Source organism: Pantoea sp. paga (assembly GCF_007558755.1).
GTDB lineage: Bacteria > Pseudomonadota > Gammaproteobacteria > Enterobacterales > Enterobacteriaceae > Pantoea > Pantoea agglomerans.
Window position 1 is genome coordinate 306,172 of record NZ_VLTF01000003.1, and the last position, 12,564, is coordinate 318,735.

The window sequence follows — 12,564 nt, forward strand, 5'->3', positions numbered from 1 at the left end:
AAAGAGCGGCATCCGCAGAGCGGATGCCGGAAACGACCCTTAACGTCGGGCGTAAGCGGCGGCGTTACCACCGGCCAGAATGCCGAAGATAATGATATCGGCGACTGCGTTACCGCCGATACGGTTCGCGCCGTGGATGCCACCAACGACCTCGCCACAAGCCCATGCGCCGTTAATCACCTGTTTCTGGCTGTCCAGCACCGCGGTGGTGGTGTCGATGGTGACGCCGCCCATGGTGTGGTGTACGCCCGGAGCAACACGAATCGCGTAGAACGGCGCTTCACTCAGAGGATGACGCAGCGCGGTCTGGCGACCGAAGTCTTCATCTTTCTGCATGATAACGAAGTTGTTGTAACGGGCCAGCGTGGCTTCCAGCGTATGATGCTCACTCATGTTGAGTTTCACCGCCAGTTCCGCCACGGTTGGCGCGCTGACCACAAAGCCTTTGGCGATGTATTCGTCAGCCGCTTTGTTATTCATCCGCACCTGCTCGTCAAACACAATCCAGGCACTCTTCTCTGGCAAGGCGATAATCTGCGCCGAGACTTTGTCGCGGGTTTCCATTTCGTTGTAGAAGCGCTCTCCCGCCTGACTGACCAGGATAGCACCGCCGCCACGAATGGATTCGGAGACCAGATAAGAGGTGGTCTGTTCAACCGTTGGGTGAATCTGGATTTCGCCCATATCCACGGTTCCGGCACCAATTTTTTCCAGCATGGCAATACCGCTGCCGGTGGCGCCTTTGTGGTTGGTGGTGACAAAGCCATCGAGTTCAGGGCGATATTTCACTACCAGTTCACGGTTAGCACTGAATCCGCCAGTCGCCACAATCACGCTTTTCGCGTTCAGGATACGGCTGTCGTTGTACTCATCGACCACTCTCACACCCGCTACCGCGCCGTTCTCATAGAGGATTTCTGAGACTGAGGTTTCCAGCAGGACTTCGATGTTGCGGCTGTTGATGTTTTTAACCAGACCGCTGATCAGGAAGCCACCCACCGCTGAACGATCCGCCGGACGGTGGGTACGATCGATGCTCATCCCGCCGGTAATGGTGATGTCGTTAAGCTCAATGCCGTGATTCGCCAGCCACTCAATCGCCTCCGGAGCCAGCTCTACAAACTCACGCAGCAGCACCGGATTATTTTTAAACTGACCGCCTTTCAGCGTCTCCTCGTAGAACAGCTCTTTGCTGTCTTCAATGCCTTTGAGTTTCTGGAAACGGGTTTCCGCGGCGTTCATGCCCACAGAGGCTTTAATGGTGTTACCGCCGATGGTCGGCATCTTCTCGATGATGACCACGCGCGCTCCTTCATCGTGCGCCTGAATCGCCGCCGCAAGACCGGCGCCGCCGCTGCCCACAATCACCACATCGTAATTCTGCGGTGCGTTAGGGTTGCCGCCCTCTTCAATCACATGCTCTTTGCTGGAGGTGGTCAGCGCGCGTGAAACCGCTTTTTTCAGCGCCTCACTCTGGGTAGTCGCCCCGGTAATTGCATCGACGTGCGGGCTGTTAGCCACCAGGATGCGGCTACGCAGGCTTTCAAAGGTGGTGGTGAAGTCCACATCCAGGGTGTCATCCGGCACCAGCGAGATGTCGGTGATACGGTCAGTATCCAGCGTGACGTTGATTTTCAGTTTCAGCGCTTCGGCTTCGACTTTTTCCTGATAGACGCCCGCTTTGTATTTTCGGCCCGATTCACTCATGTCGCGGATCATCGCATCGACCAGGGAGAAGCGCCACAGCGGTTCCGGGATCTGCAGCTCTTCGCGTTTGTTGCTGTCGATGTAGAGATCGAGATGTTCGTTATTGATGATGCGGTCAGCCCAGTTCGGGTAAGCGATACAGGCTTTACCAATCGCCACCAGATCGTAGCCTTTCTCCAGCGCCAGCTCGGCATCGGCTTTATTGACGACGCCGCCAACACCAATCACCGGTACTTTTGCCAGCACAGGCGAACGCATCGCGACGAATTTCTCAATCAGCGGCGTCGGGTCCTGGGTATCGACAATTGACGGACGCAGCAGCTGACCTACCGAGAAATGGACGTAATCGAGTCCGCGCGCCGCCAGTTTTTCCAGCAGATAGAGCGTGTCGTCAAAGCGAATGCCGGGCACTTCGATCTCTTCCGGCGAGAAGCGATAGCCGATGATGAAAGAGTTATGGGCGAAGCGCTCAGCCATCTTGTGGGTGATTTCCAGCACCTCAAGCGGGAAGCGTGCGCGGTTATCGCGGCTGCCGCCCCACTTGTCATCGCGCTGGTTAGAGTTCGGCGAATAGAACTGCTGAATCAGGTAGGTGTTAGCACCATGAATTTCGACGCCATCGAAACCGGCCTTGATAGCGCGGTTCACCGCATCACCAAATTTGGTGATCATGGTTTCGACTTCTTCAGCGCTCAGCGCCAGGGGTTTGGTTGCCCCTTCACGCGGTGCCGCGATGGCGCTTGGCGCAACCGGCGTTTTGCCGCCAATCAGCTCCGGTTCGACCATACGGCCGCCGTGATAGATCTGCAAAATGGCCGTAGAGCCTTCAGATTTAATCGCGTCCGCTATGCGTTTCAGACCAGGAATTTTGTTGTCGCTGTCGATAGCAATGGCACCCGGAAATGCCGGGCCACGGTTGTCAATAAAGCAGCATTCAACGATCACGGTTCCGATGCTGCCTGCACGTGCGCGATAGTACTCGACCAGCTCACTGGTGACCGTACCGTCATAAAAACCGGTACAGGTGGTCATCGGTGCCATTACCAGTCGGTTTTTCAATACAGCGCCGTTAGGCAGGGTCAGTGGATTAAGGATGGGGGTGAGAGATTTCATTGCGATAAACTCCAAGATTTAAAAGTCTGGAAATTTTTTAGCGGACGCAAATTATCGCTTAATTAAGTGGTCCGATGTCATGAGACTAATATACCCTTTTCTTTGCTTTCATAAGCGATAAATTTACTTTTTTAACTTTTAAATGATTTAGAGTTTTTATTTGCCGGATGCAGGAAGTGCAGTTATATTAATTGTTAACCATGGGTAACCAAAAATCAACTATTCATTTACATAAAAAATAAATCGTTTATTATCATGCGGTTAAAGCAAGGCGTCCAGTTTTCATGAGCTGGTGATTTGTCGACCAGCTTCACAGAACTGTCAAAATGTCGATGCCGTAAATATAAATAAAAAATAAATGTTAAAAATGGAGAATAATGAATTAATTTCTTTGATCTGGATCAAAATCTATATTTGCAAAAATCGCATCATATTTACATGGATTTAAAAATGCAGCTCAATAGCTAAGCAGCAGATTAAAAAAATCAGTGCATCGCGGTTTATTCACACTATTAAGAATAAGAAAGAAAGTCATCAGTGAAGGTCCGGGGCGCAAATCGCATTCTTCTTAACTTGCAGATAAAATACTATGAAACCACTCTCAGCTGTAACTGAACCCCCAAAAGCCGCACCTGCGGCGCCGGGTAAAAAGAAAGCTATCATGCTTGCTCTGCCGGTGCTCGTTGCCGTGTTGCTGTTGCTGGTGCCCACACCAGCCGGACTCGAACCCTACGCCTGGCACTTCTTCGCCATCTTCGTCGGCGTGATTGTCGGGTTGATCTTTGAACCCCTGCCAGGCGCAGTGATCGGCCTGACCGGCGTGGTAGTCATCGCGCTGTTCAGCCAGTTTCTGCTCTTCAGCCCGGCTGAACTGGCTAACCCGAAATTCAAAGTCGCCAGTGAGTCGTTCAAATGGGCAGTCAGCGGGTTCGGCAACTCCACGGTCTGGCTGATCTTCGGTGCTTTTATGTTCGCCGCAGGTTATGACAAAACGCAGTTTGGTCGCCGCCTGGCCCTGATTCTGGTGAAGTATCTGGGTCGCCGCAGTCTGACGCTGGGTTATGCCATTACCTTTGCTGACCTGCTTCTGGCGCCCTTTACGCCGTCAAACACTGCGCGCAGTGGCGGTACCATCTACCCGATTATCGCCAACCTGCCGCCGCTTTACGGCTCTAAACCTAATGACCCGAGTGCTCGTAAAATCGGTTCCTATCTGATGTGGGTAGCGATTACCGCGGCCTGTATTACCAGCTCCATGTTCCTCTCTGCGCTGGCACCCAACCTGCTGGCACTGGCACTGGTAAAAAGCATCGTCGGTTTTGATATCTCATGGGGCATGTGGTTCCTGGCCTTCCTGCCGCTGGGTGTGCTGCTGATTCTGACCATGCCGCTGCTGGCTTACTGGTTCTATCCACCTGAAGTTAAAATCAATGATGAAGTGCCGAAATGGGCCATTGCTGAACTGGAAAAACTGGGCAGACTGACCCGCAATGAAATCCTGCTGCTGGTGTTTGTGGTCTGCGCCCTGCTGATGTGGATTTTCGCCACCTCGTGGATCGAACCTGCCATGGCTGCGCTGCTGGTGGTAGTACTGATGTTGTGGACCGGCGTACTGACCTGGAATGACATCACCAGTAATAAACCGGCCTGGAACACCTTTGCCTGGTTCGCCACTCTGGTGGCACTGGCCGACGGTCTGGCCCGTGTCGGCTTTATTACCTGGTTAGGTAAAGAGGGTGGCATGCTGCTGCAGGGTTATGACCCGCAGGTTTCGGCCGTGGTGCTGTTAATCGCCTTCTTCCTGCTGCACTACCTGTTTGCCAGTACCACCGCACACACCACCGCGCTGTTACCGGCCATGCTGACCATTGCAGCCTCCATTCCGGGCATCAATATGCCGGTCTTCTGCCTGATGTTGTGTACCTCTCTGGGTGTGATGGGCATCATCACGCCATACGGTACTGGTCCAAGCCCGATTTACTACGGCAGCGGTTATCTGCCTACCAAAGACTACTGGCGTCTGGGAACCATCTTCGGTGCCATCTTCTTAGGCTCCATGATGCTGATTGCCTATCCGTGGATGGTGTGGTTGTTCTGACGGATACAACATGCAGATCAACGCGTTATAAGATACCATTCCTGCACTTCCCCACCGCACCCGCGGTGGGGAAGCATAATAAACAATTAATTCGCCTATGATGTTGCGCCCCGCAGCCTGTCCGCGGAGGTTCAGCCGGTCATTAAGTGAGAAAAAATGTCGAACAAGCCTTTTGTCTATCAGAACCCTTTCCCGCTGTCCCACGAAGATACCGAATACTATCTGCTGAGTCGTGAGCATGTCTCCGTCTCCGAGTTTGAGGGTCAGGAGATCCTTAAAGTCGATCCACAGGCACTGACGTTACTGAGCCAGCAGGCGTTCCACGACGCCTCTTTTATGCTGCGTCCGGCCCACCAGCAGCAGGTCGCCTCCATCCTTGATGACCCGGAAGCCAGCGACAATGATAAATATGTCGCCCTGCAGTTTTTAAGGAACTCTGAAATTGCCGCCAAAGGCGTGCTGCCGACCTGTCAGGATACCGGCACCGCGATCATCATGGGCAAAAAGGGCCAGCGCGTCTGGACCGGCGGCGGTGATGAAGCTGCGCTGTCACAGGGTATCTACAACACCTATATCGAAGATAACCTGCGCTATTCGCAGAATGCCGCCCTGGATATGTATAAAGAGGTGAATACCGGCACTAACCTGCCAGCGCAGATCGACCTCTACAGCGTGGATGGCGATGAGTACAAGTTCCTCTGTATCGCCAAAGGTGGCGGTTCCGCCAATAAAACCTATCTCTATCAGGAAACCAAAGCGCTGCTGAGTCCGGGCAAGCTGAAAAATTACCTTGTAGATAAGATGCGTACCCTCGGCACCTCGGCCTGTCCGCCCTACCATATTGCGTTTGTCATCGGCGGCACCTCGGCTGAAAGCACTCTGAAAACCGTAAAGCTCGCCTCAACTCACTATTACGACGGGCTGCCCACTGAAGGCAACGAGCACGGTCAGGCTTTCCGCGACGTTCAGCTGGAGCAGGAACTGCTGGAAGCGGCGCAGCAGCTCGGTCTGGGTGCGCAGTTTGGCGGCAAATATTTTGCACACGATATCCGCGTGGTGCGTCTGCCACGTCACGGCGCCTCCTGCCCGATCGGCATGGGCGTCTCCTGCTCGGCCGACCGTAACATCAAAGCGAAGATTAACCGTGAAGGTATCTGGATTGAGAAACTGGAAGCCAACCCAGGCCGCCTGATCCCGGAAGCGCTGCGTCAGCAGGGCGAAGGTGAAGCGTTGCAGGTTGATCTCAACCGCCCAATGGAAGAGATTCTGGCGCAACTGTCCTCTTATCCGGTTTCAACCCGCCTGTCACTGACCGGCACCATTATCGTGGCGCGCGATATTGCACATGCAAAACTCAAAGAGCGCATCGATAACGGCGAAGGATTACCGCAGTACATCAAAGATCATCCGGTGTATTACGCTGGCCCGGCGAAGACGCCTGAAGGTTATGCTTCTGGTTCACTCGGCCCGACCACTGCCGGTCGTATGGATTCCTACGTGGATCTGCTGCAGGCGCACGGCGGAAGCAAGATCATGCTGGCGAAGGGCAATCGCAGCCAGCAGGTGACGGATGCCTGTCATAAACATGGCGGCTTCTATCTCGGCAGCATTGGTGGTCCGGCAGCGGTGCTGGCGCAGCAGAGCATTAAAAGTCTGGAATGCGTGGAGTATCCCGAGCTGGGAATGGAAGCGATCTGGAAAATCGAGGTGGAGAACTTCCCTGCCTTTATCCTGGTCGATGACAAAGGTAACGATTTCTTCCAGCACATTGAGCGCGCGCACTGCGCGAAATGCGTTAAGTAGCACATGCGTTAAGAATGAAAAAAGCCCCGAATTCGGGGCTTTTTTCTTGGAAAAATCGGGATCGTTTCGTTGCCAGACTGTGCCTGAGTCGTAAACACGTTCATAAACCAAAGCGGAGTTAATCCGGCAGCAACTCATAAGCTTAACGCACAGGGAACACGGTCAGAGGAGGAAAGCGTCCCGCGCCAGGGACGGCGCGGGCCGAGGGTGTCATGGATGACGGCTTTTGCGTCTTTCCGATCTGACCGTGTTCCCTGAGTACGGCTCAATCCTGAAGCGATACGAGCCCGACTTTCACTATAGATTAAAACCCCGAACGGTTTTTTTTAGCCTCGCTGCAACCGCTGCAACGCCACATCAATCTGCACATCACCTTTGGTGAGTTCAATGATCTGATATTTAATCGCCGGATTTTCAATCAGACCGACCAGTGTCGCCGCCACATCTTCGCGCGGGATCTCACCATACGGAATCGCCAGATCGGCATGAACCCGACCCGTACCGGCTTCATCGGTCAGCGTACCCGGTCGCAGGATTACCCACTCCAGCTTACTCGCCACCAGTTCCGCATCCGCCAGACGTTTCACCCGCATGTAATTCTCAAATCCCTCTGAGGGTGTTTTACCGCGACCCGCATCCGGGAAAGCGGAAACCAGCATAAAGCGTGATACCCCCGCCTGCTCTGCTGCGGCTACCGCGAGTTTCAGTCCTTCTCCGTCGATGGCATTGGTCAGCTCGATCCCGGCACCGCCCGCACCCGCCGTGAAGACAGCCACATCGTGACCGGTCATCATATCTGCCAGTGCCGTCACGCTCAGCTGCTGAATATCGCCAGCCACCGGTTTAGCTCCTGCGGCCTGCAGCGTCTCTGCCTGTTCCGGTTTGCGGTGCAGCGCCGTCACTGTATGGCCTTTACTGCTCAGCTGACGGGTCAGCTTTTGGCCCACTTTGCCCGCTGCGCCGATAATGAAACATGTCGCCATAGGATCCAATCCTCTATTTACTGATTGAGTGCCAGAGTATAGCTAGCAGCCAGAAACAAAACAGGCGCCTGATGCGGCGCCTGCTGGGTTATTGCGGGATCACTTTTTCCGCTTTCAGCTTATCAAACAGCTGAGTAAAGGAGTCGAGCGTGCTGCGATAGCCGGTGAAGCCCGCTTTGCGGCTCTTACTCATATCGGTAAAGGCTTCCATCGGACGTCCCAGGTCGGCATCGGTATGCCACCAGGAAGCCAGCCTGGTCACATCCGATTCACGCAACTGATGCTGCTCTGCAATCGCCTGCCACGCACTGGCGGCTTCCTGCATGCGATCTTCCAGCGGCATCATCTGCGCCGGGTATTCCGCTGCCTCAATGCCGAAATAGTCAGCCAGTTTTGGCCACATCCAGTTCCAGCGGAACACATCGCCGTTTACCGCATTGAAATCCTGATTAGCGGCATTGGGTGAGGTCGCCGCCCAGTGCAACTGCTCAGCCAGCAGACCGGCATCGGTCATGTCAGCCACACCGTTCCACTGCTCGGGTGAGCCAGGGAAGATAAACGGCCAGCCCTTCTCCTTACACAGCGTCGCGTAGACCGCCAGCGTCTGACCCATATTCATCGCATTGCCCACGGCATAACCGATGATGGTGTGTGGTCGATGCACACTCCAGCGGTAGTCATACTTCTCTGCGCCAGCAAACACTTCATCTTCCTGCGCGTAATAGAAGTTATCGACCGGCTGACGGCCCTGCTCTTCACGGAACGGCGTGACCGGTACAGCGCCTTTACCGTATGCTTCAAACGGACCCAGGTAGTGCTTCAGTCCGGTAACCAGCGCCACATGCGAACCCTGTAAACGGTCGCCGAGTGCTTCAATCACATTCCGCACCATGCCGCCGTTAACGCGGATATTCTCTTTTTCATTTTCCTGACGCGCCCAGACGCTAAAGAAAAGCGCATCCGGTTTCACTGTCTTCAGCGCGTCACGGACGGCATCTGCATCGGTCAGATCGGCCGTCAGGCTGGTAACACCTTCAGGTACCGCGCCACGTCCGCGTGACAGACCGCTGACCTGCCAGCCTTCCTGCTGTAATTTATCTGCCAGTGCGCGACCAATAACGCCACTGATGCCCACAATCAAAGCGTGCTTTTTCATTTGATTTCTCCTCATTTTGCGTAATGCTAAGCCTAATAGAGAATTCAGTTCTTATCTCTGGCATTTATTCACAGCATTCTCAACCTGAGTTCATTAATCGATGCACGATCATCGCCTCAAAGATATTCTGCCGTTTGTTGCCAGCGTAGAGTGTGGCAGTTTTACCGCCGCTGCGGAGCGTTTGCACGTGACCGGATCGGCGATCAGTAAAAGCGTCAGCCGCCTGGAGACGCGATTAGGCTCGCGACTGCTGGAGCGCACCACGCGGAGCCTGCACCTCACCGACGCGGGCAGCGCCTATTACCAGACCTGCCTGCGCATTCTGGAGGATCTGGCCGAAGCCGAAGCGGTGCTGGCGGCACAGCGAACCATTCCTTCCGGTCGCCTGCGCCTGGCGGTGCCCACCACCTATGGCCGCCTCAATGTGTTGCCGCTGCTGATGCCCTTTTGTCAGCAACACCCGGAACTGGCTCTGAGCCTGAGTTTTTCTGACCGCTTTGTTGACCTGTTTGAAGAGGGCGTGGATGTGGCGGTACGGATCGGCGGCGCGCCCGACCTGCCTGCTTCGCTGGGCTGGCGTAATATGGGCCGCGAGCAGATGCAGTTCTGTGCCTCACCCGCTTATCTGGCACGCGAGGGACGACCTGAAGATGAGGCGGCGCTGCTGAACCATCGCGCCATCCTTTATGAGCGTGTAGATGGCAGCAGCAAACCCTGGCTGTTCACCACCGAAGATGGTCAGCCGCACTGGCGCGAGGTGCCGTACCGGCTGGCACTGGGCGACGTTGATGCCCAGCTGCAGGCTGTCATCGCCGGGCTGGGTGTGGCACAAATGCCCTCGTGGCTGATTCAGCACGCCATGAAACAGGGCGACCTGGAGATTATTTTGCCGCAGCTGCAGCCCGACGGGCTGACGCTGAGCGTGGTGTGGCCACGCCGTAAACAGTTCCTGCCTAAGGTCGATGCACTGTTATCGGCGCTCACCGCACTGGAAATCCGCTAACCCACCCTGCTATCTGTTTATCGTGGTTGGGATGTTTCATCCTGACCGCGATCATTTACTCTTTCCAGCCGCTGATTCCCCCCTGTTCTGCCCCGTCTGAACCGCCGGTAACTTATCACTCTCCCCTATAACCCGCTTAATTTAAATGTTTTTATTTTTGCTCTGATGGAATCCCATCAAAATAAAAAGGGCGGAAGGGTTGAGCTCACATAATGAAAACTAAGTTTCAAATATAATTTAACCCGAAATAAAAATATCAGTAGGGTGATGTCTTCTTCATGTTCTGACGTTTTGTCTTTGCCGTTATTACCAGGAGTATTCATGGAAAAAGAACTTTATATCTCGTCGAACCCGGCATCCGGTCCAAATAGCACCACCCGCACCGAGCCTTTTGTGAAGATTATTGCGCTGGTCGCCACCCTGGGTGGATTGCTGTTTGGTTATGACACCGGTGTGGTCTCGGGCGCGTTGCTGTTTATGCGCGGCGATCTGCATCTCACCCCATTTACCACCGGACTGGTCACCAGTTCCCTGCTGTTTGGAGCAGCCTTCGGCGCGCTGGCAGCCGGTCATCTGGCGGATGGCCTCGGCAGACGACGCATTATCATTGCGCTGGCGCTTATCTTCGCTTTTGGCGCTGTCGGCTCGGCCCTGGCGCCAGATGTCACCTGGATGATCGCTTCTCGCCTGTTCCTGGGCTTTGCCGTGGGGGGTGCTGCCGCGACCGTGCCGGTCTACATCGCAGAAATCGCCCCCGCCAATAAACGTGGCCAGCTGGTCACCCTGCAGGAGCTGATGATCGTCAGCGGTCAGCTGCTGGCGTACATCTCCAACGCCACCTTTAACGATATCTGGGGCGGCGAAAATACCTGGCGCTGGATGCTGGCGCTGTCGATTGTCCCCGCTGTTCTGCTCTGGATCGGCATGATTTTTATGCCTGAAACCCCGCGCTGGCACGTGATGAAAGGTCGCAGTCAGGCAGCGCGTGAGGTGCTGGAAAAAACCCGTGCCGCCGACGATGTCGAGTGGGAACTGGAAGAGATTGAGGAAACCATCGAAGAGAACCGTCAGCGGGGCAAAGGCCGCCTGCGCGATCTCGCCACACCCTGGCTGATGAAAATCTTCCTGCTGGGCGTGGGTATTGCCGCCATCCAGCAGCTGACCGGGGTGAATACCATTATGTATTACGCCCCCACCATGCTGACCGCCGCCGGACTGAGCAACGATGCCGCGCTGTTCGCCACCATCGCCAATGGCGTGATTTCCGTGGTGATGACGCTGGCGGGTATCTGGCTAATCGGCAAAGTGGGACGTCGTCCGCTGGTGTTAATCGGACAGATGGGCTGCACCTGCTGCCTGTTCTTTATCGGGCTGGTCTGCTGGCTGATGCCGGAATACCTCAACGGCACGGTCAACCTGCTGCGGGCTTATCTGGTGCTGGCGGGGATGCTGATGTTTCTCTGCTTCCAGCAGGGCGCATTGTCACCCGTTACCTGGCTGCTGCTGTCGGAAATCTTCCCCGCCCGGATGCGAGGCATCTGTATGGGTGGCGCAGTCTTCTCGCTGTGGATCGCCAACTTCGCTATCTCCATGGCCTTCCCGCTGTTATTAGCCGCATTTGGTCTGGCCGGAGCCTTCTTTATATTCGCGGCTATCGGCATTGGCGGTTCTGTTTTTGTTGTGAAGTTTATTCCCGAGACCCGGGGAAGAAGTCTTGAGCAGGTCGAGCATTATTTCTATGCGCTTTATAACGGCAACGGCAAGAAATAGTGCCTGAAACGTCCGTATTGAATAACTCACGGCCCGCGTCATTACGCTGACTACCCGATTGCTATTAACACTGTACCCCTACATTCAAGGAAATTGTTATGAGCCTGAATATTCCCAACGCGCGCTTTTGCATCAACCGTAAAATTGCGCCCAGCCTCACCCTTCCGCAGTTTTTTAAACTGGTCAGCCAGCTCGGTATTCATAATGTCGAACTGCGTAATGATATGCCCAGTGGCCGCGTCACCGACGATCTCACTGGCGATGAGGTAAAAGCCCTGGCGCGTGAGTCAGGCATCCGGATTGTGACCATTAATGCGCTCTACCCCTTTAATCAGCTGAATGAAGAGGTGCTGCAACGCACCCGCCAGCTGTTAAGTGATGCGCAGGCGGTCGGCGCTGAATCGCTGGTGCTCTGCCCGCTTAATGACGGTACGCCGATCAGCGCTGCCGATACCGTAAACGCGCTGAAAACCCTGGCCCCGCTGTTCGCTGAGGCAGGTATTCAGGGGCTGGTGGAACCGCTGGGCTTCCCGCAAAGCTCGCTGCGTTCGGCGACTCAGGCTCAGACGCTGATCCATGAAGCGGGAGTGCCGTTCAGATTGCTGATCGATACCTTCCATCATCATCTGTTTGAAGATGCGGAACAGACTTTCGAACAGGAGATCGATATTCAGCAGATCGGTCTGGTTCACCTTTCCGGCGTCACCGACCCGCGCCCGGTTAATCAGCTAACCGACGAAGAACGCATCATGCTCAGCGCGGACGACCGGTTGCGCAGCAAGCAGCAGGTCGAGCGACTGGAGAAGATGGGTTACACCGGCCTTTACGCCTTTGAGCCGTTCTCCTCAGTGATGAACAGCTGGCAGGACGCGGACATTGCCCGCGAAATTCGCGACAGCATCCAGCTGTTAAACCACTCAGCTTAAGGAAT

Annotated in this window: 8 protein-coding genes; 5 read left to right on the forward strand and 3 right to left on the reverse strand. The window is 54.9% G+C overall.

Features of this window, described 5'->3' with window-relative positions:
* Window positions 1-39 precede the first annotated feature (39 nt).
* Window positions 40-2,820 carry a flavocytochrome c gene (locus FOV68_RS11270; protein ID WP_031592419.1) on the reverse strand — a complete coding sequence of 927 codons (2,781 nt, stop codon included), beginning with the start codon at window positions 2,818-2,820 and terminating at the stop codon, window positions 40-42.
* Between the two features lie 589 nt (window positions 2,821-3,409).
* Between FOV68_RS11270 and FOV68_RS11275 the strand changes: the two genes are divergently transcribed.
* Window positions 3,410-4,918 (forward strand): anion permease, encoded by a 1,509-nt coding sequence (locus tag FOV68_RS11275; RefSeq protein WP_031592420.1) that lies wholly within the window; start codon window positions 3,410-3,412, stop codon window positions 4,916-4,918.
* 156 nt (window positions 4,919-5,074) lie between these two features.
* Window positions 5,075-6,721, forward strand: a complete 1,647-nt coding sequence (fumA, locus tag FOV68_RS11280) for a class I fumarate hydratase FumA (protein ID WP_143990864.1) — start codon at window positions 5,075-5,077, stop codon at window positions 6,719-6,721.
* A gap of 326 nt (window positions 6,722-7,047) precedes the next feature.
* Here the strand turns inward: fumA and FOV68_RS11285 are convergent, their stop codons facing one another.
* Together FOV68_RS11285 and FOV68_RS11290 are read right to left on the reverse strand one after the other, a co-directional pair.
* Window positions 7,048-7,704: an SDR family oxidoreductase gene (locus FOV68_RS11285; RefSeq protein WP_031592422.1), complete on the reverse strand. Its 657-nt coding sequence runs from the start codon at window positions 7,702-7,704 to the stop codon at window positions 7,048-7,050.
* A gap of 88 nt (window positions 7,705-7,792) precedes the next feature.
* Complete coding sequence (locus FOV68_RS11290) at window positions 7,793-8,860, reverse strand: SDR family oxidoreductase (RefSeq protein ID WP_022624759.1); 1,068 nt, start codon at window positions 8,858-8,860, stop codon at window positions 7,793-7,795.
* A gap of 100 nt (window positions 8,861-8,960) precedes the next feature.
* Here FOV68_RS11290 and FOV68_RS11295 point away from each other — a divergent pair, with 100 nt between their 5' ends.
* The 3 genes from FOV68_RS11295 (at window position 8,961) to FOV68_RS11305 (ending at window position 12,559) form a co-directional block, all read left to right on the forward strand.
* Complete coding sequence (locus tag FOV68_RS11295; protein ID WP_134161453.1) at window positions 8,961-9,863, forward strand: LysR family transcriptional regulator; 903 nt, start codon at window positions 8,961-8,963, stop codon at window positions 9,861-9,863.
* Between the two features lie 321 nt (window positions 9,864-10,184).
* Window positions 10,185-11,633, forward strand: a complete 1,449-nt coding sequence (locus FOV68_RS11300; RefSeq protein ID WP_022624758.1) for a sugar porter family MFS transporter — start codon at window positions 10,185-10,187, stop codon at window positions 11,631-11,633.
* A gap of 98 nt (window positions 11,634-11,731) precedes the next feature.
* Window positions 11,732-12,559 carry a TIM barrel protein gene (locus FOV68_RS11305; protein WP_039389033.1) on the forward strand — a complete coding sequence of 276 codons (828 nt, stop codon included), beginning with the start codon at window positions 11,732-11,734 and terminating at the stop codon, window positions 12,557-12,559.
* Window positions 12,560-12,564 lie beyond the last annotated feature (5 nt).